We start from the raw sequence: 26,576 nt of genomic DNA on the forward strand, positions 1-26,576 counted from the left end.
GCCTCCTCAGCAGTACAATTTGAATGTATTTCTATAAAGTGTTGCTTGAACGCGTGATTTTTATGTAAATTTTATGTAACAGGCCCAAAAGGAGTGCTATGATATCTGCTTCAAGCGGTTGCCTAAGTACCCTGTTGCCCGGTAAACTAAAGGTAGAAAGTCTTAAGGAGTCAGAAGAGATATGAAGATGCAAGGATCACTAATGGAACAAGCGCAGGCTGAACTGCAAAAATATTACGGTTATCCTGATTTCCGGGAAGGCCAGAAGAAAATTGTGAACAACTTACTCGAAGGCCGCGACACGCTGGGCATTCTGCCTACCGGGGGCGGTAAATCGATCTGCTATCAGGTTCCTGCACTGCTACTGCCGGGACTTACACTTGTTGTATCCCCGCTGATCTCGCTGATGAAGGATCAGGTGGACGCCCTTACTACCGCCGGAATTCCTGCAGCCTATATCAACAGCACCTTAAGCGGCAAAGAAGTGAATGACCGGATCCGTGCCGCCCGCCGGGGCGAATTGAAGCTGCTCTATGTGGCGCCGGAACGTCTGGAGCTGGACTGGTTCCGCCTGGAGATGGCGGGTCTGTCCATCTCCTGCGTAGCTGTCGATGAGGCGCACTGCGTATCGCAGTGGGGCCATGATTTCCGCACCAGCTATCTGGCGGTGTCGCCGTTTGTAGAGGAGCTGCCACAGCGGCCAATCCTGGCCGCTTTCACCGCTACAGCTACACCTGAGGTTATGGAGGATATGGTCCGGCTGCTTCGTCTGCGCGATCCGGGTGTCTTCATGACTGGACTTGGCCGTGATAATCTGGCCATGCAAGTGCTGCGCGGAGAGAATAAGCGCGAATTCGTGCTGGACTACACGGCGCAGCATTCGCATCAGCCGGGCATCGTCTATGCCGCCACCCGCAAAGAGGTGGATGATCTCTATCAGCGGCTGCAGGCGACGGGAGTCGCCGCGGGCCGCTACCATGCCGGGATGAGCGACCAGGAACGGGCCGAGAGCCAGGAAGGATTCCTGTATGACGATATCCGCGTCATGGTGGCCACGAATGCTTTTGGGATGGGGATCGACAAGTCTAACGTTCGTTATGTCATTCATTACAATATGCCGAAGAATATGGAGGCTTATGTCCAGGAGGCCGGACGTGCCGGCCGCGACGGGGAGCCGAGTGACTGTATTCTGCTCTTCAGTGCGCAGGATATTATGACGCAGAAGTTCCTGATTGAGCAGAATCCGCAGGACACAGAGCGCAAAGCCAATGAATACCGCAAGCTGCAGCAGATGATTGATTACTGCTACACCACCCGCTGTCTGCGCAGTGCACAGCTGGATTATTTCGGCGAGAATCATGACGACGATCCGTGCGGCATCTGCAGCTCCTGTACCGATGAACGGCAGCTGGTAGACATGACGGTGGATGCACAGAAGATCTTCTCCTGTATCCACCGTATGCGCGAACGCTACGGGGTGGCGCTGGTGTCCTCGGTGCTGAAGGGCTCGCGCAACCAGAAGGTGCTGCAGTACGGCTTCGAGAAGCTGCCGACCCACGGGGCGATGTCGGGCCGCAGCGAGAAGGAGATTACCGAGAGCATCAATGTGCTGATCTCAGAGGGGTATCTGGCCTTGTCCGAAGGCCAGTATCCGGTCGTGCGGCTTCAGCCGCTGGCAGCAGAGGTGCTGCGCGGCCAGCGTGAGGTTCACCAGCGCGTGGCCCGCACGCTGGTCACCTCCGGCACGCGGGACCGCAGCCGGACGCGCGACCATTCACCGTCGGCCGTAAACGAGACGGTCTTCGAGCAGCTGCGTCTGATCCGCCGCGAGCTGGCGGGGCGCGAGCATGTGCCGTCCTATATCATCTTCAATGATGCGACACTGCGCGAGATGAGCGTGGTTTGCCCGCAGACTGAAGGCGAGATGCTGAGAGTGAAGGGTGTCGGCGAAGTGAAGTATCGTAAATACGGTAAGGCATTCCTGGAGTTTTTTCAAAATGAAATGTAAAGAAGGTTATAAGGCATGAGAATCATCCTGGCCACATTAAATGCCAAATATATTCATACATCGCTGGCGATCCGGCTTCTGAAGGCGTACAGCGAGCATGAATTCGAAGATATCCTTTTGGCGGAATACACCATCAAAGATCCCGTGATGAATATCGTGTCGGACCTTTTCCAGAAGCAGCCGGATGTGATCGGCTTCTCCTGTTATATCTGGAACATCGAAGAAACAGTCAAGCTGGTCTCAATTCTCAAGCAGGTGATGCCGGAGGTGAAGATCGTACTTGGCGGGCCGGAGGTGTCTTATGAGCCGCTCTACTGGATGAAACGGGAAGCCGGAATCGACTTCGTAGTCAATGGGGACGGGGAAGAGACCTTCCATCATCTGCTGCAGGAGATCCGGGATGAGCATAAATATCATTTTGTATACGGCGCTGCCTACCGCAAGGGGGAGGACCTGATCGTCAACCCGCCGCGTCCCAAAAGCGACCTTAATACCCTGCCGACGCCCCACCGGTTCGCGGAGGATCTGCCGGAGCTCAGCAAGCGCATTGTGTATTTTGAGACAAGCCGGGGGTGCCCTTTCAATTGCCAGTTCTGCCTGTCCAGCATCGAGGTAGGCGTGCGTTATTACGATATTGAACGGGTGAAATCCGATCTGCTCTATCTGATTGAAGGCGGGGCCAAGGTGATCAAATTCCTCGACCGCACCTTCAATATCAACCGCAATTACGCGATGGAGATGTTCCAGTTCCTGATCGACAATCATCAGGGCTGTGTGTTCCAATTCGAGATTACAGCGGATATTATGCGTCCGGAGGTGCTGGATTTCCTTGCGCAGAATGCGCCGCCCGGAGTTTTCCGCTTCGAGATCGGTGTGCAGTCGACCAATGATGAGACCAACGAACTGGTCAAACGCCGCCAGAACTTCACGAAGCTGTCCCGCACGGTAATGAAGATCAAGGCCAGCGGCAATATCGACCAGCATCTCGATTTGATTGCCGGACTGCCGATGGAGGATTACTCGACCTTCCGCAAGACCTTCAATGATGTATTCGCCATGGAGCCGGAGGAGCTGCAGCTAGGTTTCCTCAAAATGCTCCGCGGCACCGGGCTGCGTGCCCAGGCTGCCAAATACGACTATACGTATATGGAGCATGCGCCGTACGAAATTCTCAGCAGCCATGTGATGCCCTTCTCCGATATTATCCGCCTGAAGCGGCTGGAGGATGTACTGGAGAAGTACTGGAACAGCCACCGGCTGGATCACTCGGTCAAGTATCTGATCCGCCATGTCTTCCCGTCCCCGTTCGATTTCTTCCAGGAATTCGGCGACTACTGGGAAGCGCGGGGCTGGCAGAAGATCGGGCATCAGCTCGAGGATCTGTTCACCCGGCTGCATGATTTCCTGACAGACCGGGGCACGGCTTCCATGGAGATTATCACCGGACTGATGAAGCTGGATTACTTCCTGGGCCATAAGTACAAGCCGCGCAAAATCTGGTGGGATGATGTGCTCGATAAGTCAGAATGGGCGAAGTACCTGAAGCAGATTGCGGAGCAGCCGGAGCGTATTTCGGCCAAGCTGGCAGAGGCAGGCTTAAGCGAGCGTGAACTGCAGAAGTACATCGTGCTGGATGTGCTGCCGTTCGTGCTTGCGCCGGTGCTGGATTCGATCAGCGGGCTGCGTTTTGACGGCTTGGCTGGTGCTGAAGGTGAGGCGGCAGAGAATGCGACGGTTGCCGTGGCTGGCTATGAAGGCAGCGACAAAGCCGAAGGAGGCATGTCCGGCAGCTTGACTACGGCCGGGACGGCAGCTACGGTGGCTCCGGCAGCACTGCTGCAAGCTGCAGTAGCTGTGGCCGGGGACACAGTACCGGCCGTGGCGGATGCGCATCCCGGTTCCAGCGGCGGCAGTACGCTGCTGATTGTGCTCTATCAGCAGGATGAGAGCCAGCGGGCGCAGTATTACGCGCTGCCTATATAGACGGAAGCCTGCTGAAATGGCCGGAGCTTACGGTTGTCCCTTGGGGGCAATGAAGCTCCGGCTTTTTGCTGTGTGCATGGCGCTCAACTACTTCAGCAGATGGGATATGAAGAAAGTGGCAAGCCTCCATTAAGAAATACGACTGGGTAGGATTGTGTAGAACGAGTAGCGAATAGATTGAGTACCAATAACAGACAGGAGGATTTCAATGACACAGTTTTATCTCATCCGCCATGGTGAACCCGATAGGAACATCAATGAGCAGTACAAATTAAAGGGCCATGGCCGGGATCTGGTACCTCTTACGGAAGCAGGAGTGAACCAGGTATATCGGACAGCGCAAGATGAGCGGCTGAAAGAAGCGGAGGTCATTATTTCTTCTCCTTACACAAGAGCACTTCAAACGGCCGCTATTTTATCCAAGGAACTCGGTTTAGACATAAAGGTTGAATTGGATTTAAGGGAATGGCAGCCTGACTTAACCTTTGAATATGATTCCCTGGAGCAGCTTGCAGAGCTGGGGAACGATTATGATGCTAATCTTGGGGTATATCCTCCAGGGGCAACCAAGCAATGGGAGTCCAAAGAACTGCTGAAGAACCGCGTGGAGAAGGTGATTGACAGATATCTCGGATTTGAAAAAGTGATCATTACCGGACATGGCATGGCTTTTCGTACCCTCGTAGGAGAGATGGAAGAAATTCCGCATGCCTCCATTACCGGATATAATAAAACACAGGCTGTAATAGGAATTACGTAATTGTAATTGGCGGTATCCGGTGTTAATATCAGGAATGAGATGCCTGTAAAGGAGCATAAACCGTATCATGTGGATGACTCTGTAAAGATTAACAAGCCGGAAGAATGTCTGAAATAGTGAACGCACTATTGTATTAGGCATGTCTTTCTTTAATCTTACAGGGTATGCAGGATAAGGTGTGTCATAAAACCACTTCTGCGGATACCCTTTTGGTATCCGCTTTATTGTCGTGTCGCGGGAAATACGCATCTCCCTTGATTCTTACCTGCCTATCCTCCTAAAAATGACTGGAGGAACTACTATATGCATACTAAATTGATCTTAATTGAGGGCTTACCGGGCTCCGGGAAATCAACCACGGCTCAGCTGGTGCATGAAATTCTTACAGAGAATAATCTTAGGGCTCAGCTATTCCTTGAAGGGAATTTGGACCATCCTGCTGATTATGATGGAGTCGCTTATCTAGATGAAGTTGAATACGATGATCTATTGAGCGCCTATGAGGAATTTAGGGATTTATTAAGCCCATATACATGGAATCAAGGGAATAGTTATTTCGTGGAATACCGGAAACTAATCAATGAACACAGTTCAAGTATTCCAAATGAAATGCTGGATACTTTGGTGAAGCACGATGTGTATGAATTGCCGCTAGACCGAAACAGGGAACTGATTACGGCAAAATGGAAGCAGTTTGCGGAGAGAGCCTTAAATGGCGCTGACCTTTATATTTTCGATTGTTGTTTCATACAGAATCCTGTAACCATGGGAATGATCAAACATGATGCTGCCAAGGAAGACATCACAAATTATGTTGTTGAACTGGCAGCCATATCTGAAGCGCTGAATCCGCTTCTGATATACGTTGACCAGAACGATCTTGAGTATTCCTTCGGCAAGGCTGTTGAAGAGAGACCCCAAGAATGGTCTGAAGGCTTTGTTGACTATTACACCAAACAAGGGTTTGGCAAAAAACAGGGTTACACCGGCTTGGAAGGAACTCTGCAGGTGCTTAAGGCAAGAAGGGACTTAGAAGAATCCATGTTAAGCAGCTTGAATATGGCTAAGCGCAAAGTAAACAACTCTTCATATGATTTAGATGCGTACAGACAGGTTTTAGTGAAGGTATTATCAGGAATAAACTGAAGGGATTTTAAAGGCAGATGGGCGATGGAACCTGGAATTGGATCATCCTCAAGCTTGGGCCTGAATTCGGTGCAATCGGTAAGGATTGAGACCATTCTCAAGCAGAGAGCCTAGCAGATAATTGTATTTCGTGCAGTTAAAATACGGCGAAAAGCCGGATGAGCAGGGATAACTGTATTCGGTACAATTAAAATACTGCGGCGTCAATCAGGTGGAGACCCTGGCAGCAACAGAACTTTGGCAGCATAACCGAAAGCGAGGCACTCCGTCAGGTACGGGGTGCCTCGCTTTATTTTAAAGATATATCTTAAGCTGCTGACAGTTCTCATCCTTTCCCCTGCGGGTTACATGAATGGTCAGCCAGGGTACCAGAGCCAAAGCTCCATTGAAGCTAATTCGCCGTAGGCTGAAGCCGCATGGAGCCGGCAGGGAGGTGGCGGGCAAGCCAGTCCAGTACATCGGCGGTGACCTCATCCCGGTTGACCTCGTTCAGCATCTCATGCCTGCCTTCAGGATACAGTTTGTACTCTACGTCCTGTATTCCTTGGCTCCGGTAGAGCCCAGCCAGACGTTTCACCCCATGACCGTTCATCCCCACAGGGTCCTTCTCCCCGGAGAACAGGTAAACAGGCTTGTCTTTGCATACAGTAAGCAGCGTTGTCCTGGTATGAAGCTCCCGCAGCAAATGGAAGAAATCCCGGAAGAAGCGGGTGGTGCAGATCGCTCCGCAGAAAGGATCGGCAATGAATTGATCCACTTCCTCCTGGTCACGGCTGAGCCAGTCGAAGGCTGTTCTGACCGGTGAGAAGGAACGGTTATATGCGCCAAAAACAAGTCCGTTCAACAATACGCTGCGATGGTGGTCTCCTTGAAGCCTTAACTGCATTGCCGAGAGGGATTCTGCCAGCCGCAGCATGCTCCGGGGACCATTGGTGCCGCTGAGAATGAAGCCGCTGTAAATCTCATTGCCTACTTCGCACATCAGCTTCTGGGCCAGGAATGAACCCATGCTATGGGCGAACAGGTAAATCGGCACATGCTGATGCCGGGAGCAGGCGATTCCCGCAAGCTGCAGCAGATTGCGGCGCATCCAGTAGAAACCGTTCTCCCCGGTATCGCCGAGCAGATTGACTTGGCCGGCGGTGAGGCCATGGCCCCGGTGGTCATTGGCATACACCGCATAACCGGCTGCGGTGAGCGCGGACGCAAAACGTGCATAACGCGCAGCCGTTTCACACATGCCGTGAGAGATCTGCACGACCCCTCTGACGTCGGCTCCAGCTTCCGGCAGCCATTCATAGACATGGATTTTGACGCCTAGTGGATCGGTCATGGTAAAGGTGTTCTCTGTCATCGCCGTCCTCCTGAAAGTTAAATTCAGCAATCCTAGCGTAAGAGTACTTCGTTATACTAAATCTGCCCGGTATACCAGTTATGAATGGATGTAAACCGCTGCTGCTTACGGCAGATAAGAGCGGAGAACGGTGGACATGCCTTCAATGCTGTAGGCGCCGAGGCTGGACGGGAGCAGATAGCATTCGCCCGCTGCATAAGGCTGGGAGCCGTCTTCCCAGATCAGGTGGCCGCTGCCTTCACAGATCACCAGAATGGTGAAGCTGTCGTCCGTGGTGGCAAGCTGCCATTCACCGGCGACCACACCTTTTTCTACGATGAAATAAGGGGAGGAGGCGATTTGCAGCCATTCACCGGCCACTGCACCGTCTGTCTTCATCGAGGTCGCGCCTGCACCTTCATAGGCAGTCACATTCAGGGAATCCTCAATATGCAGCTCGCGCGGTTTGCCGTCCAGGCCGGGACGGTCGTAATCATAAATCCGGTATGTAGTGTCGGAGTTCTGCTGGATTTCGGCTACAACGACACCTGCGCACAAGGCGTGAACGGTGCCTGCGGGAATATAGAAAGAATCTCCTGCCGCTACAGTCACTTCCTGCAGGCTGTCCATAACGGTCCCGTTCTCGAGAGCATCCTGCAGAACCTCGCGGGTTACGCCTTCTTTCAGACCGTAGATGATTTTGGCGCCCGGCTTGGCATCCAGCACGTACCACATTTCTGTTTTGCCCAGTTCGCCCTTGGGTAATCCGGCATAATCATCAGTAGGGTGTACCTGTACGGAAAGATTGTCATTGCAATCGAGCAGCTTGATCAGCAGCGGGAATCTTCCGCCGTCCTCCGTAATACCCTTGCTGCCAAACCATTCATGTCCGAACTGCTCACGGATGGCATCCAGACCTAGTCCGGCGAGTTCGCCGTTCACTACAGAAGAAGTTCCGTTCGGGTGGTCAGCGATCATCCAGCCTTCGCCGATATGGCCTTCCGGCAGCTCCAGGCCGAATTTCTCCAGCGCACGGCCTCCCCAGACACGTTCTTTGAACTCCGGCTGAAATTTCAGAGGATATGGTTTCGTCATTACAACATCTTCCTTCCTGATTATAGAATGGTTAAAACTTAATATTTAAACGGTACATCGGACTATAACCCAATAAGTAACCGGTCAAACGCGGGTCAACCAAGCCGGATCATATGTGACAGGCTTAAGCTCACACATTATTGGCAGCATCATGGTTATGTTGTACTTATTACAACATTGATTGAGCGATACCAGGGTGATTGGAAGCAGGGCTATCTATGCGCCGGCTGGAAGAACTCAAGCTTCTCGCTGTCCGGTCCCTCGAAGAAGAAATAGCGGCTGCCGTTTGCGAGCTCTGAAATACCGGTCAGTCCCGGGATGCCGAGTCCGGCAAGTCTACTGTGCTCTTCCTCAATGTCATCGACTGTGAAGGCGGTATGGCTTACCCGTCCTTCCTGCGGCAGACCCCCGAATGCCCGTTCAATCAGTTCAATCTCCACACTGGCCTGTCCGGGGAAGCTGAGAAAGGCGAGACGCACTTCATCTCCAGGCTGGCCCAGAATACCCTGAAGCGTCAAGCCGATGACCTCTTGGTAAAATTGCAGTGAACGCTCAAGAATGTCCACTTTAATGCCAACATGCTCCATTTTGGTTACTGCCATTTAGTGATCAGCTCCTTTTTTCTTCTCTACAGCTACAACATACGGGGCGGAATCGCGCTGCAGCTGGCGATACACGATGGATTGCGCGTGAGGCTGGGCCAGTCCGGCGGCCCAGGCTTCCACGGCGGCAGCTTCACGGCCGCCGCCTTCGTGGCCGGGATACAGCACGGCCGTGATGACCCCGCCCGGGCGCAGCAGCAGCAGCGCCGCCTCCAGCGCGGCCAGCGTGCTCTCCGGCTCGGTGATGATGGTCTTGTCGGCATCGCCTGCAGGCAGATAGCCGAGGTTGAACATCACCGCAGAGACCGTTCCGCGCCAATCCGGCGGAACGGCTTCAGCCATTGCTGCATGGCTCCGCTGCAGCAGGGTCACGGGAGACAGCGCAGCAGGCGCTTCCTCCCGGGCCAGCCGCAGGCGCTCTCCGGCAAGAGCCAGCGCCGCGTGCTGGATGTCGAAGCCGTAGACCCCGCCGCGCGGCCCCGCCGCCTTGGCAAGGAACAGGGTGTCGGCACCTGCGCCTACGGTGGCGTCAATGGCCCGTCCGCCGGGGGCGAGCCGCTCGGCGGTTAGTTTATGAGCAAAGCTAAGGACGGACATGAAGCCCATTAGCTCTTCCTCCAATACTTACCCTGCCAGGTATCACGGGCAATCAGCTCGTGGTCGATGGCATTAAGAACTTCCCATTTCTTGAGGCTCCACATCGGGCCGATCAGGGCATCGCGCGGAGCATCGCCGGTCAGGCGGTGGACAATCATGTCCGGCGGCAGAATCTCCAGCGAGTCGGCAATCAGCTTCACATACTCATCCTGCTCCAGGAAGCGCAGCAGACCGGCTTCGTACTGCTTTACCATCGGCGTTTTGCGCATGAGGTGAAGCAGGTGGATTTTGATCCCCTGCACGCCCATGTTGGCAACAGCAGATACAGTCTCCAGCATCATCTCGTGCGTTTCCTGCGGAAGCCCGTGAATGATATGGGTGCAGACCCGGATACCGTGACGTCTGAGCTTCGCAACGGCTTCGGTATAACAGGCAGTATCATGCGCCCGGTTAATCAGATCGGAGGTGGACTGGTGGATGGTCTGAAGCCCCATCTCCACCCACAGATAGGTGCGCTTGTTCAGATCGGCAAGGTATTCGACCACATCATCGGGCAGGCAGTCCGGCCGGGTAGCAATGGCGAGGCCGACCACACCCGGCTGCTGCAGGATAACCTCATAATATTCCCTTAGCTCCTCAACGGGAGCGTACGTATTAGTGTAGGCCTGGAAATAGCCGATATATTTAGCGTTTGGCCATTTCAAGTGCTGGCGGTCACGTACATTGTTGAACTGGGTTACCAGATCATCGCGGCGGCTTCCGGCGAAATCACCAGACCCTCTGGCGCTGCAGAAAGTGCAGCCTCCTTTGGCGATGGAACCGTCACGGTTTGGACAGGTGAAGCCGGCATCCAGCATGACCTTGAACACCTTGGTATCCATCTGGTCACGCATTTCATAGTTCCAGGTATGGAACCGTTTATCCCCCCACAGAAGCGGAGAGGAGGTCTGTAGAAGATTAGACATGTGCAGCTCCTTTCATTAACCTTCCCATTGTATCAAAAATCAAAGAGGAGCGTAACAATTACTCCCGGAAATCCGGCGGAAAAGGGCTAGAAATAAGCAGGAAACAGCCGGGATTTCGCTTGTAAATGCTTACACAATATGTTATATTTAAAGTGTAAAAAAGCCGCTGCAGCAACCACAATCACATTTTTGAATTCATAATTTCGTGTCGTCCGGTCCATAATAAACCATAGAGGTGATAACGATGAATTCTCCAACGGTGTTTCCCGATAATAAAGGTTCGATTGATGTGCAGCTGACTCCCGATGAGGCCCTTGCCCTGACAGGCGTGGAATTTAACGGCAACCACAAGATTAAGACCGAAGCGCAGCGCAAGATCCGCAGTGCCTTCGAGAAGACATTTGATTTTAACGCTCCGGCAAGGTAGACTATGTACTGTTGAAAAATGGACCCCAATTCCAAATACAACAAAAGGGGATTTTCCAACCGGCCTTTTTCAGGCTGGACGGGGAATCCTTTTTTTTTTGAACTATTGCAGGGATATTTCAGCTTCCTGCTTAAATCCCTTTACTTTTGACGGCAAGTTCGGCACAATATTGCAAGTGGCAGTTATCCTAGAGACTGCGACGAAATAAAGTACCGCTAATTTGTTGACAAAACTCCCAAAACCGTGGAGATTTTGTCAACAAAAGCGGGTACTAATTTCCTCGCAGCTCCCTATTCACAGATAATGCAATAAGAGATAAGCGGAGGAATACTTAATGCGTTTACGCGGAAGAAAAGGAATACGTGAAAGCCTTGAGGAGCAGACTGACCTGGTCATCCTTGATCCACGCAGCCTGAAGGGCCGGTGGTCAGAGCTGTTCGGCAATGATCATCCGATTCATGTGGAGTTCGGAATGGGCAAGGGGCAGTTCATCAGCCAAATGAGCTTCAAATATCCCGGTATCAATTTCATCGGCGTGGATATGTACGATGAACTGGTCCGGCGTGCAGCCGAGAAAGCCAGAAATGTGTGGGAGCCGGCAGGGGAAGAGACGCCGCCGAACGTCAGAGTGGCACTGGCTAATATCGATTATGCGGAGGAAGTATTTGCTCCGGGTGAACTGGAGCGGATCTACCTGAATTTCAGCGATCCGTGGCCGAAGAGCAAGCATGCCCGCCGGCGTCTGACGCATCCGCGTTTTCTCGACAAATACCGCGGGCTGCTTAGTCCGCTTGGCGAAATCCACCTGAAGACGGATTCCCGCAGCCTGTTTGAATTCTCCCTGAATGCTTTTGCCGACTATGGTCTGCAGATGAAGAACATTTCCCTTGATCTGCATGAAGGCGGCGTGATCAATGAAGAGCATGTCATGACGGAATACGAAACCAAATTTTACGGACGCGGAGTGAACATTCAGCGCTGTGAGGCCATTGTCGGGGAAGAGGCAATGAGGCAGTATCAGGCCTCACGGTTGGACAAATACCGCCTGTAGTCCGCCCACGGGTAAGAATATCATTCCGCATTATTAGCTGTATAGTACAAATGGCAGTCCGGGGAAACTTCCCAGGGCTGCCATTTGCCGTTTCTCAACCAAATATAAGTAGAGTCATACCTTAAGTCCCATTGTTCTATAAGAATCCGGGAGGCTATTCCAGCATGTCAATGATGCTCTGGGCGCTTTGCAGCGGATTGAACCGGGAAATCTCCTCCAGGTGTGCTTTGCGTTTGGCCCGCACATCCCCGTAGTCGCCCAGCAGCCGTTCCATCCAACGGTCGACCACATCAAGGGAGCTTATGGGTTCCCCGAAGCCGGCTGCCGTGAAATAACGGCAGTTTTCTTCTTCCTGCCCCGGCAGCGGGGAATGGAAGAGCATAGGGATGCCCTTGGCCAATCCTTCGCTGCAGGTCATTCCGCCGGGCTTGGTGACCAGCAGGTCCGAGACCTCCATGAGCTTATCGACTTCACGGGTGAAGCCCAGCAGCTTGATGTTGGGGTGGCTGTAGCGCGGGTCTTCCTGCATTCCGCGCAGCAGCTTGTCATTCTGTCCGAGGCAGAACACAAGCTGCACCTGCTCCCGCCAGCCGGCGAGGGTCTCGTTCACCACCTCATCGTTCATCATGCCCCAGCCGCCGCCCATGACCATGACCGTAGGCATGTTCCGGAGGCTGAACTGCTTCTGGATCTCATCGCGGCCAGGATGCTCCCAGAAATCGGGATGTACCGGCATACCGGTTACCCGGATCTTGGCGGCAGCAACACTGCGGCGGCGAAGCTTGGCCTTGACCTCCGGTGTAGAGACCAGATATCGGTCCACTTCAGGACTAATCCAGCTGGCATGGGCGTCGTAATCCGTGATGACTGTGATCAGCGGCGCTTTCAGCGACGGATTCAGCCGCTTGAGTCGGGACACCACAGCGCCGGGAATGAAATGAGTGCAAACGATGATGTCCGGCTTCAGCTGCTTCACAATATTTTGCGTATGCGTATAAAATAGGCGGTGCAGGGCAAGTGTGGTAAGACGATTGAATGATTTCTGGTGCCGGTATACATAGCCCATCAGCCGGGGCTGGGAGATCACCGTTTTACGGTAGGCCGAGACAATGATCGGCGCCATCTTAGGATTGAGGAAGCTTCCGAGCTCCAGCACCTTCGTCTGCACATCAGGCGACAATTTGCGCAGGCTGCTCGACAGCGCGTATGCTGCCTGGGTATGCCCTGCGCCGAAACCTTCCGACAGCAATAATACTCTTTTTTTGCGCAATGTATAGTTCACCTGTTCTTTAGTGGTATTCAGGGGTCCGGCAGCCGGGAGGGCGTCAGACCCAGAGCGCAAGCGTGCCTGCGGCAACGCCGGAGCCGATTACCGCACCAGCGATGACATCGGACGGATAATGCAGCCCGAGATAGATCCGGGAGAAGCCGACCGTGCAGGCGAGCGGAAGCAAGATATAGGTCAGGGCAGGGTAAGCCATCATATAAGGAACCGTAGAGGCGAAGATAGCTGTAGTATGGCCTGAAGGAAAAGAATGATCCTTAAGCGGATTATGAAACGTATTGGTGCCCGGCAGCGCCAGATAAGGCCGCATGCGCGGATAGAGCTTTTTGGCAACGGCAACGGGCAGATGGCTTACTGCCAGCGCGGTCAGTGCCTGCAGTCCTGTAGTTCTCCATGGCTGTGGACACAGTGCCCAGATTAGAAGATTGATACCAATGGAGCTCGTAGCTCCTCCGAGATGAGTGAGGTACCAGAGCCAGAAGTTCAGAAAGCGGTTGTGCAGCCGTCCGTTAATCCATTGAAAGAGAAGCCGCTCCAAGAGATGCAGTTTCTTGAAAAAAGGTCTCATATCTTGTCCCTCCGTTAGTCCGGCTAAAGATATTTGGCGCAGCTTAAGCAGCAGGTTCCAAGACCTGAAGCTGTCTTTATCATACTTTTTTAAGGCAGTCCATTTCAAGAAAAAGCTCGGAATCACTCGAAAAATGCCAGTTTTGACTTGTGTACCCCAATGCGTCTACAATGATTCAAGCAGGAAGATCCCGTTTATAAGGTAACAGAGAAATAAGGATTCGGCCATGATCCGGATACCATGTTCATATCTTAGGAACGGGGCTAATACACAATCGGAAGCCTGCCCGAGAAAAAGGGATAATTCTTGTCTGCTGTAAGGGATGCAACAAAAGGGTCAGAAAGAACGTTAACAAGCCTGAGAGAGAAAGAGAACATCTAGACTTGGAAAAAGGGGGCATCAAAAGATCATGACAGACGCATTGTTTGTTACGCTCCAAGTGATCTTGGCGGCAATTGCAGTTTATCAGTTTGCATTCTCGCTGTTTGGACTGCACAAGAAAAAGAACAAGGTTAAGTATGCGCCGCAAAAGTCATTTGCCGTACTGGTTGCCGCGCACAACGAGGAAGAAGTAGTTGGCGCGTTAATGGAAAATTTGAAACAGCTTAATTATCCCCAGGAACTGTACGATGTATTTGTCATCTGCGATAACTGTACGGATAATACAGCAGCCATCGTACGGGAGCACGGCATGAATGCCTGTGTACGTACCAACACGAATCTTCGCGGAAAAGGGTATGCTATCGAGTGGATGCTCAAGGAGCTGTGGGCGCTGCCCCGCCAGTATGATGCTGTCGTGATGTTCGATGCCGACAACCTCGCGCATACCGAATTCCTGACCGAAATGAACAATGATCTATGTTCAGGGGGACGTGTAATTCAAGGTTATATTGATACCAAGAATCCGGAGGATTCATGGATTACCGCTGCTTATGGTGTATCCTACTGGTACATCAACCGGCTCTGGCAGCTGTCGCGCCATAATCTGAAGATGGCCAACTTCCTCGGCGGAACAGGCATGTGCTTCGAGACGAACCTGCTCAAAGAAATGGGCTGGGGGGCTACAAGTCTGGTTGAGGATTTGGAATTCACCATGCGCAGCGCTTCTAAGGGTGTGTATCCAAGATTCAACTATGATGCCAAGGTCTTCGATGAGAAGCCGCTTACGTTCAAGGCTTCCTCCAGACAGCGTCTGCGCTGGATGCAGGGGCATTTCACAGTCGCCCGCCGTTATTTCTTCCCTTTGCTGTGGCAGAGCATCAAAGAACGCAGCCTCACGAAGTTTGACTTGGCGCTCTATGGAGCGAATGTCTACATTGTGCTGCTGACATTCCTGATGACGGCTGTAATGTGGATCGATAACTCCATGTTCGATGGTCCGCATATTGCTAATATTTACGGTCATTTGCCGCTCTGGCTGAGCTACTTTGCCATTGGAGCCAATATTCTGACCTTCCTGCTGGCCATGGCGCTTGAGAAGGTGAAGTTCAAAAAGGTATATCTGTACCTCCTGGCCTTCCCGGTTTATCTGCTCTCGTGGTACCCCATTACGTTCTACGCGTTCTTCACGCAGAACAACAAGCAATGGAGCCATACCAAGCACACGCGTGTGGTGCGGCTTGAAGAAGTGCAGAGCAAGCAAGTGTAGTATAATGCCTGATTGTTATCTAAGTATTTTTTGGAGAAGATATTGACACTGTTCGCTCAGTGTTGTATAGTATTCAAGTATGCAAAACATAGGGATTGCAAGCAGAAGCACCGGCTTCTCACCTGAACGGCTAAATTGCCGGCTGGTTTTGATCTCAATGCTTTATGAATGGTTATAATTCATGAACGTTGATCAAACGGGGTGTCGGGGAGTTACCGGCATCCCTTTTTTATGGAGAACCGCATTACAAGAAGATCCGGAGGTGGAGTATTATCAGTAAGGAACATATGATCAATGATGAAATTCGGGCCAAAGAGGTTCGGCTGGTTGGAGCAGAAGGTGAACAAATCGGGATCAAACCGATCCGCGAGGCGTTGCAGATGGCGATCGATCTTAATCTTGATTTAGTCAATGTAGCACCGCAGGCGAAACCGCCGGTATGCCGCATCATGGATTACGGCAAGTTCCGTTATGAAACGCAGAAGAAAGAGAAGGAAGCGCGCAAGAACCAGAAGATCGTGGATATCAAGGAAGTCTGGTTCCGTGCTAACATTGAAGAACATGATTATCAGACCAAGTTCCGCAATGTTATCAAGTTCCTGGGCGAAGGCGATAAAGTGAAGTGCTCCGTTCGTTTCCGCGGACGTGAGATTACCCATGCGAGTATCGGCCAGAAGATCCTGGAGCGTGTGAAGAACGAAGTGGAAGATATTTCTGTTGTTGAGCGCCAGCCTAAGCTGGAAGGCCGCAGCATGATTATGATTTTGGCTCCAAAAGCCCAATAATCCTGGAGTCACTTGCACAGCAATTTGGCGCCGCATAATATTCAAGGAGGAAACACCATGCCTAAAATGAAAACACATAGCAGCCTGAAAGGCCGCTTTAAGATCACTGGAACTGGTAAAGTATTGCGTTACAAAGCTCACAAGAACCACTTGCTGTCCCACAAATCGAAACGCGCAAAACGCGTATTGAACGGCAATCCAGTAATGGCCCCTGGGGATGTAAGACGTTTGAAACAAGGACTTGCTAACTTGAAATAGTTAATTACACATTTTTGGGAGGTTTATTAATATGGCAAGAGTTAAAGGCGGATTTGTAGTTCGTCGTAGACATAAAAAAGTATTGAAACTGGCAAAAGGTTACTTCGGTTCCAAGCACCGCATTTTTAAAACAGCTAAAGAGCAAGTAATGAAATCGATGGTTTACGCTTACCGTGACCGTCGTCAGACTAAACGTAACTTCCGCAGACTGTGGATCGTTCGTATCAACGCAGCAGCGCGTTTGAACGGTCTTTCCTATAGCAAGCTTGTATACGGCCTGAAATTGGCTGGCGTAGAAGTGAACCGTAAGATGCTGGCTGATCTGGCAGTGAACGATCTGAATGCATTCAACTCCCTGGCTGTAGTTGCCAAAGAGAAGATCAACGCGTAAGAATGATATAAACCGAAAAGCACCGCCTGCGGGTTGTCCCGCGTGACGGTGCTTTTTTGTGCCCGAAGGCTGAGCTACTGCTCCCTGCTATATTGAAGGAACAGAATTCCGGAGGAGTGCTATTCCCAGTACTTTGTTGTGCTGAGCTGTGAAGCCAGCTTCTTGCTGCTGGCGCGTCTGATCTTGCGCAGCTCCGAACGCTCGTTGGCCGATTGGCAGATCAGCTTCTCTTCCTCAGTCTCGGCAATGATGGCCGGAACCGGAGATGGAGTGCCATCTTCGTGAACTGCAACGAAGGTAAGAAACGATGTAGCGGCAACAGCCCGTTCGCCTGTATAGAGGTTCTCCGAGATGATTTTGACGAATACCTCGATGCTAGTGCGCCCCGTCCAGGAGACGAAGGATTCGAAGCAGACGGAATCTGTGGGCCTGATCGGCAGAAGGAAGTCTACAGAGTCAGCGGAGGCGGTTACCACATTCGCACGGCAGTGGCGCATGGCCGAGATGGAGGCAACTTCATCAATTGTGCTCATCAGTTTGCCACCAAACAATGTTTTGTGGTTGTTAACATCATTCGGGAAGACACGGCCGGTTTTGAATACGCGGGATTCGTGGCAGTATTTAGAGGCCGGAACAACTTGAGGTTTGTTTTCTTGATCCATTTCAGTAACTCCCTTTGCAAACAATATGTAAACATTCATGATAATAGAAAAGCCATCACTGTGCAATAATAACGTTAATGCGCGGGTATCACAAGATGAATTTTGAGGTTTCCTGACACCTATCATACATAGTGGTTACATGCTATGTCATGGTAAGCGGTTTCTTGTTGAAAAATGCAAATTATTATTGACCTGAGGTCATTAATAGACTGGATTTTAGCTTTTTTTGCAGGTATAATTTGTTCTAATGGTATGTCCAAGCAGAACACAGAAGACATCCAATTTTCTAAGGGGGATCACATTCGATGAAGAAGTTTTACCAACTATCTTTAGTTATGGTTATGGCATTCACTGTTATTTTGGCAGGATGCGGAAACAATAACAACGCAAACACCAATGCTGGAGCAGCAACTACTGCACCAACCACAGATGCAGCAGCTACAGAAGCACCAGCAGCAACTGAGGCTCCTAAGGCTGTCAAACTAGGTCTCGTAACTGACGTGGGCGGCGTTAATGACAAATCCTTTAACCAATCCGCTTGGGAAGCCCTGCAGGCTCTGGAAACAGAATCTGGCGCGGAAATCAAATACCTGCAAAGTAAATCCAATGCAGACTACGAGCCAAACCTTAACCAATTCGTTAAAGGCGGCTACGACCTGACTTGGGGAATCGGCTTTGACCTTGGCGACGCAGTATTGAAGGTTGCTACTGAGAACCCTACTGCTAATCTGGCGATCATCGACAGCGTAGTAGAAGCTCCTAACGTTGAATCCGTAACATTTGCTGAGAACGAAGGATCCTTCCTGGTGGGTGTTGTTGCAGGTCTGACAACCAAAACTAACAAAGTAGGCTTCATCGGCGGTATGGAAAGCCCGGTTATCAAACGTTTTGAAGTTGGCTTCAAAGCCGGCGTATTGGCAGTTAACCCTAGTGCGAATGTAACGATTACTTATGCAGGAGCTTATGACAAGCCTGATACTGGTAAATCCCTGGCTGCTACCCTGTATGATGCAGGCAATGACATCATCTTCCCGGCTGCCGGCGCTACAGGTAACGGCGTATTCAATGAAGCTAAATCCCGCAACAAAGCTGGCGGTACTAAAGTATGGGTTATCGGCGTAGACAAAGACCAATCCCTGGAATTTGGCGACGACGTAACTTTGACTTCCATGATCAAACGTGTTGACGAAGCGGTTAAGAAGGTTTCCCAGCAAGTGGTTGACGGAACATTCAAAGGCGGCACTACAACTGTTCTTAGTCTGAAAGACAACGGCGTAGGCCTTCCTGAAACATCCAAAGCTAACGTTTCTGCTGAAATCCTGGCTAAAGTTGACGAGTACAGCAAACAAATCATCGATGGAACAATCACTGTTCCTGCCGAGTAATTCGTTGCCTCACCTTTACTGGATTTAACCATATCAAGAAACAAGGCCGGTTACTTGAGCTGGCCTTGTTCTCTGTTACAACATTTGTTATAGGTATACACAGCGGTACCGTCCTGCATAGGGCGGTACAGCCGTGTCTATAAGGCAGTATTATATATTCTGTGATGAGGGTGATTCCATGAGTGCTGCGGCTCCTGTCGTAGAGTTGAAGCAAATCACAAAACGCTTTCCCGGTATTGTCGCGAATGACTCTATCAGTCTGACGCTGGAAAAAGGGGAGATTCATGCGCTGCTTGGTGAGAACGGGGCAGGCAAATCAACCTTGATGAATATCGTATTCGGACTGTACCAGCCCGATGAAGGCAGCATCGAAATCGACGGGAAACCGGTTATTATCGATAACCCTAATAAGGCTATTGAGCTTGGCATTGGTATGGTTCACCAACATTTCAAGCTAGTAGAGCCTTTTACGGTAACAGAGAATATTGTTCTGGGAATGGAACCGAAAAAAGGTCTTAAAATCGACTATAAATCCGCTGCGGAGCAGGTTCGTAAGCTATCGGAGCAGTACGGTCTTCAAGTCAATCCAAATGCCAAAATTCATGACATTTCGGTAGGCATGCAGCAACGGGTAGAAATTATGAAAACCCTGTACCGCGGAGCGGATATACTTATATTCGACGAGCCGACCGCTGTACTTACGCCTCAGGAAATTACTGAACTGATGGCGATTATGAAGCGGCTCGTTGCCGAAGGCAAGTCCATTATACTTATTACCCATAAGCTGAAAGAAATTATGCAGATTTCTGACCGTGTAACCATTATCCGGCGGGGCAAGGTAATTGATACCGTCAAGACCTCCGGCACGAATCCGAACGAGCTGGCCGAAAAAATGGTCGGACGCGGTGTTACCTTTAAAGTAGACAAGCAGCCGGCACATATTGGTGAAGGCATCCTGAAGCTGTCGGATGTCAGAAGTAAAAGCAAGGATGGGGTCGCTGTGCTGAACGGCCTCAGCTTTGAAGTGAAAGCGGGCGAGATTCTGGGGATTGCAGGAGTCGACGGCAACGGACAAAGCGAGCTTATTCAGGCGATTACCGGTTTGCGCAAGATCGATTCCGGTTCAATTACAGTTTCGGGCAAGGAAATTGCCAACCTCTCTCCGCGTAAAGTGTCTGAAATGAATGTCTCCCACATCCCCGAAGACCGGCACAAGCATGGACTGGTACTTGATTTCACCGTGAGTGAGAATATGGTGCTGGAAACCTATTATAAGAGCCCGTACAATCAGAACGGATTCTTGAATAAGGATGTTATCAACCGGCATGCAGAGGATCTGGTGAAGCAATTCGATGTACGCACGCCTTCAATTGAGAACAAAGCCCGGTCATTATCCGGCGGTAATCAACAGAAAGCGATTATTGCGCGGGAAATAGACAAAAATCCGACCCTTCTGATTGCAGCACAGCCTACACGTGGCCTTGATGTTGGAGCCATTGAGTTTGTTCAGAAGCAGCTGATTGCCCAGCGTGACCAGGGTAAAGCCGTATTGCTGATCTCTTTTGAATTGGACGAGATTATGAATGTATCTGACAGAATTGCCGTTATTTATGAAGGACAGATTGTCGGAGAAGTATTCCCGCAGGATACGAATGACCAGGAACTGGGTCTGATGATGGCGGGCAGCTTGAAGCGGGGAGGCCACGCGGATGTCTAGAATCAAAAAAATATTCGCTACAGACACCTACATTATTCCGCTTATTGCGATTCTGTTGGGTTTCCTGGTCGGCGCTATCGTTATGCTGATTGGCGGATACGATCCGGTCGCAGCCTACTCGGCGTTATTCAAACGCGTATTCGGCAGTCCATACGATTTCGGTGAAGCTGTACGCGAGATGACTCCGCTAATGTTCACAGGTCTAGCGGTAGCCTTTGCTTTTCGTTCAGGTATGTTTAACATTGGTGCGGATGGCCAGGTAATGATCGGTATGACGGCTGCATCAGTAGTCGGCATCAAGCTTGGCGGCGTATTGCCTGCATTCCTGCTTGTACCTCTTGCGGTGATTGCAGCGGGTGTATGCGGCGGACTTTGGGCGGGGATTGCCGGTTACCTGAAGGCCAAACGCGGAATCAACGAAGTTATTACTACGATCATGTTGAACTGGATTGCCCTCTTCCTGTCGAACTATATTGTCCGGACATTCCTGCTCTTACAGGGGCAGAACCGTTCGGAAGATAACCCGGCATCGCTGTCGATGACTTTCCTGTTCTCCACATTCGACAATGCCCGTCTGCACTGGGGAACGGTTATTGCCCTTGTAGCGGCGACATTCTTCTACGTCTATTTGTGGAAAACCAAGCAAGGTTACGAAATGCGTGCGGTAGGTTTGAACCCGCATGCTGCAGAATATGCAGGGATGAATGTAGGACGCAATGTGATCAAGGCGATGTTCATCAGTGGTGTGTTCGCCGGATTGGCGGGCGCTGGTGAAGTACTGGGTGTGTTCCATTATCAATCGGTATTCGCGGCATCACCTGGTTATGGATTCGATGGTATCGCTGTGGCTCTGCTGGGGCTGACTCATCCGCTCGGCGTCATTCTCGCTGCTATTCTATACGGTACGCTTACGTATGGCTCTGCAGGGATGAGCTTTGGTGCTGATGTACCTCCGGAGCTGATCCGTATTGTCATCGGTTCAATTATTTTCTTCATTGCTGCGCAAGGCATTGTACGCTGGGTGCTCAAACCGTTTTACTTCAAGCGCAAGAAAGAGAAGGTGTTATAGATGGAAGTCTTAGGCCAACTGCTCAATACAACGCTTGTTTTTTCCACGGCGCTTATATTTGCCGCCCTTGGCGGCATCTTCTCTGAACGATCCGGTGTCGTCAACATCGGACTTGAAGGCTTGATGATGTTTGGTGCATTTGCTGCAGCAGTAGGCGGGTACTACGCTCAGGAAGCAGGAATGGGTGAATGGGCGCCTTGGGTTGGTGTGCTTTGTGCCATGGCTGTGGGTGTGATTGGTTCACTGATTCATGCGGTGGCTTCAATAACCTTCAAGGCCGACCAGACGATAAGTGGTACGGTCATCAACTTCCTTGCCGCAGGCAGTACACTGTATATGGTTAAGCTAATCTTCGACGGTTCGGGTGAAACTCCGCTGATCGATGGTTTTAGCAAATTATCCATTCCCGGACTTTCCAAGATACCAGTGATCGGGGAAGGGATTTTTAATTCCTATCCAACGACCTACTTAGCGATTATATTGGTGATTGTTATTTATTTCGTCCTGTTCAAAACTCCGTTTGGACTCCGTCTGCGTGCAGTCGGTGAACATCCGAGTGCAGCAGATACACTGGGTGTAAATGTAAACAAGATGAGATATATTGGCGTAATGCTGAGCGGCCTGCTGGCTGGTATCGGCGGAGCCACGATTACTTTGACAACTACGGGTACGTTTGCGCATAATACCATCTCCGGACAAGGCTTCATTGCCATCGCAGCGATGATCTTCGGTAAATGGAATCCGCTGGGTGCTTTCGGAGCGGCCGTGTTCTTCGGTCTGTCCCAGGCCATCCGTAACTATGTGCAATTGTTTGAATGGTCCAAGAGCATTCCGCAGGAATTCATTTTCATGATTCCTTATGTACTAACTATCATCGTACTGGTAAGTGCAGTCGGACGTTCTTCGGCACCTAAGGCTCTGGGGGAACCGTACGACCCGGGTAAACGCTAGGGTCAGTTTCTCCTTGTTTAATTCTCTTTCGTTGCAGTGCGCATTTTCGGTTATCCGGAAATGCGTTTTTTTTATTCGCGGTGATGCTGCTCCTTCATGATTCGGGCAGGACAGATGTACAGGCAAATACCGGCTGAGGCGAATAGACTGCTTAAGAAACTCATTAGGAGGGATATTATGGCACAGCCGGTTACGAAAAAACAAGTCATGAAGCTGGTGGGTAGAAATATCGTTGCAGTAAAAAAAGACGGCTCCAAGGTGATGGGCAAGTTACTCCGTGTTTCGGGCAACCGTCTTGTTTTACAGCGTATCAGTGGTAAAAAAGTACAAACCAAAGCATTGATTCCGCTTGTATTATTTGATTTGCTGGCCGTCGGTACGGCTCCATACGCTTATGGCGGCGGGGGTTATGGATATGGAGGGGCTCCTTACGGAGGCGGATATGGTTACGGCCCTGGGCCTGTTCCCGGTCCTTACGGCGGTTATGGTCCTGGTCCCGGTTATGGTGTTCCGCCTATTGGATTCTTTTAAGCTGTAGAGCGGTCAGAGTTCGTCAGATAAACTGTTTTTCAAGCTCATAACAGTAGTTTTGCGGTTGATAACGGGCTACGCTGTAGCCCAGTTTTTCATAAAAGGCAAGACCGGCTGTATTTCCGGTATCCACAGAAACCTTAGCCCGCCGGCATGCACGTGATAGTGCAAACCGCTCCGCTCTGTCCATCAGCATATTCCCGTAACGCCTACGCCTTGCATTAGGCGCAATGGCGAGCATATCGATATATAACAAATCTCCATGCAGCATAAAGTGTACGAACCCCAGCGGATCACTCTCATAGTCAGGACAAGCCACGAGAGTAACGCCTTGCCCCAGACGGCGGGGCAGATCTTTTCTGACCTGATTGATAATCGTCTGTGGAAGATGGGATAGCGGGACAAGCTGCTTTTCAATCAAGTCAAAAATGACGGTGTCATCCTGCTTGGGTCTGCGGTAACGAATCATAAAATGCCCCCTTTCCACGCATTGTCGTACATCATATGCCCTGCTTGGTGTGGGCGTTCCGGAAAGGGTAGAACAACATTTTGTGAAGAATTTAATATATATCCGGAAGATGGGTATTGACTTACCGTGTGAGGAAATCATATAATGTGTCTAAACATTTTAACGAACATACATGTATCGGCGATGAAGAGGACGAAGTTTTAAGGGCTCTTTTGTTCAGAGAGTGAGAGGAATTGCTGCAACCTCCACCAAAATCCCTTATATACGAGCTCACCTCGGAGCTGTTTCCCTGAAAGGTCCATCAGCAAGAGCGTTGGAATTATTAGGGGGAATCGTCTAGTCCGCGTTAGGGACTTCAGGTTACAGAGATTTGGGCCCTGCCTACATCGATGGATTTTTGTATCCTGATAAGGCATTTCATCGTGAGATGGAATGCAAACATGGGTGGTACCACGGAAGCTAAACCTTTCGTCCCTCACGCGCTTATTCTGCGCGTGGGAGGCGAGAGGTTTTTTTGTTGAATGAGGAGGATTTACGGCCCGTTCGCCAATATTAATTGTTGTATAAAAGACGTCCTGTCATTTGAATAATGAATGTGAACAATCGAAGGGAGGAATACTGATGAGCGCGCAATTACCGGAAGAAGTGCGGTCTATAGAGCAGTTACGTGAGAAATGGAAAAATCCTGAGGTGATTACAGGGTCTGAAGTCCTGCTGCGCAGTCTAGTACTGGAAGGTGTGGATACTGTATTCGGATATCCGGGCGGGGCTGTACTCTATATCTATGATGCTCTTTATGGATTCGATGATTTCAAACATATTCTGACACGCCATGAGCAGGGAGCGATTCATGCGGCTGACGGATATGCCAGAGCGAGCGGCAAAGCAGGCGTATGTATCGCCACTTCAGGCCCGGGGGCAACTAATCTGGTAACAGGAATTGCTACTGCATTCATGGACTCTGTTCCGCTGGTGGTAATCACCGGGAACGTATTCTCCAGCCTGATCGGCACAGATGCTTTTCAGGAAGCGGATATTACTGGTATAACGATGCCGATTACGAAGCACAGCTATCTGGTACGGGATGTTGAAGACCTGCCGCGAATTATTCATGAGGCATTCCATATCGCGAATACCGGACGCAAGGGTCCGGTGCTGATTGATATTCCGAAGGATGTATCGGCTGCGAAGACATTGTTCACGCCGGTTCAGCAGCAAGGCGTTAACCTTCGCGGTTACAACCCGCGCACAGTGCCTAACAAGCTTCAGCTTGATAAGCTGGTGAAGGCCATTGCTGCTGCAGAGCGTCCGATTATTATTGCAGGCGGCGGGGTCATTTACTCCGGAGCGCATGAGGCGATGTATGAATTCGTGAAGCGTACAGAAATTCCTATTACTACAACATTGCTGGGTCTCGGCTGTTATCCGAGTGCGGAGGATCTGTGGATGGGAATGCCGGGCATGCACGGTACCTATACAGCGAACAATGCGATTCAACAATGCGACCTGCTGATTAATATCGGTGCCCGGTTTGATGACCGTGTAACCGGTAAGCTGGATGGTTTTGCTCCAAAAGCCAAGATTGTTCATATCGATATTGATCCGGCGGAGATCGGCAAGAATGTATCGCCTGATATTCCGATCGTTGGCGATGTAAAAACCGTGCTGGAAATGCTGATCCCTGATGTGAAGCGGGCCGCGAATGCGGATGCCTGGAGAACGCAAATCGCCCAGTGGAAGCTGGATCAGCCGTTGCGTTATAAAGATTCTGAGGCAGAGCTGAAACCGCAATGGGTAATTCAAATGATTAATGACACCACTAAAGGCGAGGCAATTGTTACTACTGACGTAGGACAGCACCAGATGTGGGCTGCACAATATTACAAATTCAATCACCCTCGTGCATGGATTACTTCGGGTGGTCTTGGTACAATGGGCTTCGGCTTCCCTGCGGCAATCGGGGCGCAAATGGCACATCCGGAGCGGCTGGTAGTCTCCATTAATGGTGACGGCGGCATGCAGATGTGTTCACAGGAACTTGCGATTTGCGCGATTAATAAGATTCCGGTCAAAATCGTCGTAATCAATAATCAGGTACTGGGAATGGTCCGGCAATGGCAGAATCTCATCTATGAGAAGCGTTACAGCTATACCGATCTTGCCGGCAGTCCGGATTTTGTGAAATTGGCTGAAGCTTACGGAGTTAAGGGTCTGCGGGCTACGAATAAAGAGGAAGCCGGAGCCGCGTGGAAAGAAGCCCTGGAAACACCTGGACCCGTCCTGGTAGAATTCGTTGTCCCTAAAGACGAGAATGTCTACCCGATGGTAACCCAAGGGTCAACCATTGATCAAATGCTGATGGGGGATGAATAGCGGTGATGAGACATACGATTTCCGTGCTTGTAAATGACCAGCCGGGTGTGCTGCAGCGGGTATCCGGACTGTTCGGCCGCCGGGGGTTCAATATTGAGAGTATTACTGTAGGCCAGTCTGAAGAGATTGGGCTGTCCCGGATGGTTATCGTTACTCTTGGAGACCAGCATACGCTTGAGCAGATTGAGAAGCAGCTCTATAAGCTGATTGATGTCATCAAGGTCATTGATCTTGGCTCCAAGCCTATGGTTGCCCGTGAGCTGGCGCTGATTAAGGTCAAGGCTGATCCGGCTGAACGGCCTGAGATTATGGGTGTGGTCGAAACCTTCCGGGCCTCGGTAGTGGATATCGGAACAACTAGCTTATTAGTACAGGTAGTTGGAGAGACCCAGAAAATTGATGCTATGATTGAGCTGCTGAAGCCGTATGGTATTAAGGAACTGTCACGAACAGGTGTAACGGCGATGATTCGCGGCAATGCCTGATCGTCACAATTTATAGCTTTAACGAATTACTG

Annotated in this window: 26 protein-coding genes; 17 read left to right on the plus strand and 9 right to left on the minus strand. The window is 50.8% G+C overall.

Annotated elements, in window-relative coordinates; genetic code table 11:
- Positions 1 to 181: 181 nt before the first annotated feature.
- The 4 genes from recQ (at position 182) to R50912_RS06640 (ending at position 5,897) form a co-directional block, all read left to right on the plus strand.
- Positions 182 to 2,008: a DNA helicase RecQ gene (gene recQ / locus R50912_RS06625; RefSeq protein WP_042233360.1), complete on the plus strand. Its 1,827-nt coding sequence runs from the start codon at positions 182 to 184 to the stop codon at positions 2,006 to 2,008.
- 15 nt (positions 2,009 to 2,023) lie between these two features.
- Positions 2,024 to 3,991, plus strand: coding sequence for a B12-binding domain-containing radical SAM protein (locus R50912_RS06630; RefSeq protein WP_042233363.1), 1,968 nt, complete (start codon positions 2,024 to 2,026; stop codon positions 3,989 to 3,991).
- Between the two features lie 208 nt (positions 3,992 to 4,199).
- Positions 4,200 to 4,751, plus strand: a complete 552-nt coding sequence (locus R50912_RS06635) for a histidine phosphatase family protein (RefSeq protein WP_042233365.1) — start codon at positions 4,200 to 4,202, stop codon at positions 4,749 to 4,751.
- 303 nt (positions 4,752 to 5,054) lie between these two features.
- The gene (locus tag R50912_RS06640) at positions 5,055 to 5,897 is read left to right on the plus strand and encodes a P-loop NTPase family protein (RefSeq protein WP_042233367.1); all 843 of its coding nucleotides are present in this window, start codon (positions 5,055 to 5,057) and stop codon (positions 5,895 to 5,897) included.
- A 391-nt stretch (positions 5,898 to 6,288) separates the two neighbouring features.
- On the opposite strand, the gene R50912_RS06645 is transcribed toward R50912_RS06640, so the two are convergent.
- From R50912_RS06645 to R50912_RS06665, 5 genes are all read right to left on the minus strand, one after another.
- Positions 6,289 to 7,251 (minus strand): alpha/beta fold hydrolase, encoded by a 963-nt coding sequence (locus R50912_RS06645; RefSeq protein ID WP_042233369.1) that lies wholly within the window; start codon positions 7,249 to 7,251, stop codon positions 6,289 to 6,291.
- Positions 7,252 to 7,356: 105 nt separating this feature from the next.
- On the minus strand, positions 7,357 to 8,325 hold the full coding sequence (locus R50912_RS06650) for a type I phosphomannose isomerase catalytic subunit (protein WP_042233372.1): 969 nt from the start codon (positions 8,323 to 8,325) through the stop codon (positions 7,357 to 7,359).
- A 212-nt stretch (positions 8,326 to 8,537) separates the two neighbouring features.
- Complete coding sequence (locus R50912_RS06655) at positions 8,538 to 8,927, minus strand: VOC family protein (RefSeq protein ID WP_042233374.1); 390 nt, start codon at positions 8,925 to 8,927, stop codon at positions 8,538 to 8,540.
- The gene (locus R50912_RS06660; RefSeq protein WP_042233376.1) at positions 8,928 to 9,533 is read right to left on the minus strand and encodes a tRNA 5-(aminomethyl)-2-thiouridylate-methyltransferase MnmM; all 606 of its coding nucleotides are present in this window, start codon (positions 9,531 to 9,533) and stop codon (positions 8,928 to 8,930) included.
- Positions 9,533 to 10,489: a tRNA modification radical SAM protein MnmL/YtqA gene (locus R50912_RS06665; protein ID WP_042233378.1), complete on the minus strand. Its 957-nt coding sequence runs from the start codon at positions 10,487 to 10,489 to the stop codon at positions 9,533 to 9,535. The genes R50912_RS06660 and R50912_RS06665 overlap by 1 nt, the downstream gene beginning before the upstream one ends.
- Positions 10,490 to 10,733: 244 nt before the next feature.
- Here R50912_RS06665 and R50912_RS06670 point away from each other — a divergent pair, with 244 nt between their 5' ends.
- Together R50912_RS06670 and trmB are read left to right on the plus strand one after the other, a co-directional pair.
- Complete coding sequence (locus tag R50912_RS06670; RefSeq protein ID WP_039301551.1) at positions 10,734 to 10,916, plus strand: hypothetical protein; 183 nt, start codon at positions 10,734 to 10,736, stop codon at positions 10,914 to 10,916.
- A 334-nt stretch (positions 10,917 to 11,250) separates the two neighbouring features.
- Positions 11,251 to 11,967, plus strand: coding sequence for a tRNA (guanosine(46)-N7)-methyltransferase TrmB (trmB, locus tag R50912_RS06675; RefSeq protein ID WP_042233380.1), 717 nt, complete (start codon positions 11,251 to 11,253; stop codon positions 11,965 to 11,967).
- A gap of 154 nt (positions 11,968 to 12,121) precedes the next feature.
- On the opposite strand, the gene R50912_RS06680 is transcribed toward trmB, so the two are convergent.
- Positions 12,122 to 13,237, minus strand: coding sequence for a UDP-N-acetylglucosamine--LPS N-acetylglucosamine transferase (locus R50912_RS06680; protein ID WP_042233381.1), 1,116 nt, complete (start codon positions 13,235 to 13,237; stop codon positions 12,122 to 12,124).
- A 55-nt stretch (positions 13,238 to 13,292) separates the two neighbouring features.
- Complete coding sequence (locus R50912_RS06685; RefSeq protein WP_042233383.1) at positions 13,293 to 13,820, minus strand: phosphatase PAP2 family protein; 528 nt, start codon at positions 13,818 to 13,820, stop codon at positions 13,293 to 13,295.
- Positions 13,821 to 14,229: 409 nt separating this feature from the next.
- Here R50912_RS06685 and R50912_RS06690 point away from each other — a divergent pair, with 409 nt between their 5' ends.
- The 4 genes from R50912_RS06690 (at position 14,230) to rplT (ending at position 16,902) form a co-directional block, all read left to right on the plus strand.
- Positions 14,230 to 15,468: a glycosyltransferase family 2 protein gene (locus R50912_RS06690; protein WP_042211122.1), complete on the plus strand. Its 1,239-nt coding sequence runs from the start codon at positions 14,230 to 14,232 to the stop codon at positions 15,466 to 15,468.
- Positions 15,469 to 15,755: 287 nt separating this feature from the next.
- Positions 15,756 to 16,253 carry a translation initiation factor IF-3 gene (infC, locus tag R50912_RS06695; RefSeq protein WP_039301536.1) on the plus strand — a complete coding sequence of 166 codons (498 nt, stop codon included), beginning with the start codon at positions 15,756 to 15,758 and terminating at the stop codon, positions 16,251 to 16,253.
- A 57-nt stretch (positions 16,254 to 16,310) separates the two neighbouring features.
- A complete protein-coding gene (gene rpmI, locus R50912_RS06700; protein ID WP_036696104.1) occupies positions 16,311 to 16,511 on the plus strand; it encodes a 50S ribosomal protein L35 in 201 nt (66 codons plus the stop codon).
- 31 nt (positions 16,512 to 16,542) lie between these two features.
- Positions 16,543 to 16,902 (plus strand): 50S ribosomal protein L20, encoded by a 360-nt coding sequence (gene rplT / locus R50912_RS06705; RefSeq protein WP_036649386.1) that lies wholly within the window; start codon positions 16,543 to 16,545, stop codon positions 16,900 to 16,902.
- Positions 16,903 to 17,021: 119 nt separating this feature from the next.
- On the opposite strand, the gene R50912_RS06710 is transcribed toward rplT, so the two are convergent.
- Complete coding sequence (locus R50912_RS06710; protein ID WP_042233386.1) at positions 17,022 to 17,564, minus strand: acyl-CoA thioesterase; 543 nt, start codon at positions 17,562 to 17,564, stop codon at positions 17,022 to 17,024.
- 305 nt (positions 17,565 to 17,869) lie between these two features.
- Here R50912_RS06710 and R50912_RS06715 point away from each other — a divergent pair, with 305 nt between their 5' ends.
- The 5 genes from R50912_RS06715 to R50912_RS06735 all read left to right on the plus strand — a co-directional run bounded on the left by R50912_RS06715 (position 17,870) and on the right by R50912_RS06735 (position 23,217).
- A complete protein-coding gene (locus tag R50912_RS06715; RefSeq protein WP_042233388.1) occupies positions 17,870 to 18,949 on the plus strand; it encodes a BMP family lipoprotein in 1,080 nt (359 codons plus the stop codon).
- A gap of 178 nt (positions 18,950 to 19,127) precedes the next feature.
- The gene (locus R50912_RS06720; RefSeq protein ID WP_042233390.1) at positions 19,128 to 20,666 is read left to right on the plus strand and encodes an ABC transporter ATP-binding protein; all 1,539 of its coding nucleotides are present in this window, start codon (positions 19,128 to 19,130) and stop codon (positions 20,664 to 20,666) included.
- On the plus strand, positions 20,659 to 21,735 hold the full coding sequence (locus R50912_RS06725; RefSeq protein ID WP_042233392.1) for an ABC transporter permease: 1,077 nt from the start codon (positions 20,659 to 20,661) through the stop codon (positions 21,733 to 21,735). The genes R50912_RS06720 and R50912_RS06725 overlap by 8 nt, the downstream gene beginning before the upstream one ends.
- A complete protein-coding gene (locus tag R50912_RS06730) occupies positions 21,736 to 22,686 on the plus strand; it encodes an ABC transporter permease (RefSeq protein WP_042233395.1) in 951 nt (316 codons plus the stop codon).
- A gap of 177 nt (positions 22,687 to 22,863) precedes the next feature.
- Positions 22,864 to 23,217 carry a hypothetical protein gene (locus tag R50912_RS06735; RefSeq protein WP_042233397.1) on the plus strand — a complete coding sequence of 118 codons (354 nt, stop codon included), beginning with the start codon at positions 22,864 to 22,866 and terminating at the stop codon, positions 23,215 to 23,217.
- A gap of 22 nt (positions 23,218 to 23,239) precedes the next feature.
- On the opposite strand, the gene R50912_RS06740 is transcribed toward R50912_RS06735, so the two are convergent.
- Positions 23,240 to 23,686, minus strand: coding sequence for a GNAT family N-acetyltransferase (locus R50912_RS06740; protein ID WP_039301506.1), 447 nt, complete (start codon positions 23,684 to 23,686; stop codon positions 23,240 to 23,242).
- Between the two features lie 621 nt (positions 23,687 to 24,307).
- Here R50912_RS06740 and ilvB point away from each other — a divergent pair.
- Positions 24,308 to 26,059: a biosynthetic-type acetolactate synthase large subunit gene (gene ilvB, locus R50912_RS06745; protein ID WP_042233399.1), complete on the plus strand. Its 1,752-nt coding sequence runs from the start codon at positions 24,308 to 24,310 to the stop codon at positions 26,057 to 26,059.
- A gap of 5 nt (positions 26,060 to 26,064) precedes the next feature.
- Positions 26,065 to 26,544 carry an acetolactate synthase small subunit gene (ilvN, locus tag R50912_RS06750; RefSeq protein ID WP_039301592.1) on the plus strand — a complete coding sequence of 160 codons (480 nt, stop codon included), beginning with the start codon at positions 26,065 to 26,067 and terminating at the stop codon, positions 26,542 to 26,544.
- The last annotated feature ends 32 nt before the right edge of the window (positions 26,545 to 26,576 follow it).

This window comes from Paenibacillus sp. FSL R5-0912 (genome assembly GCF_000758605.1).
In the GTDB taxonomy this organism is placed as follows: Bacteria; Bacillota; Bacilli; order Paenibacillales; family Paenibacillaceae; genus Paenibacillus_AQ.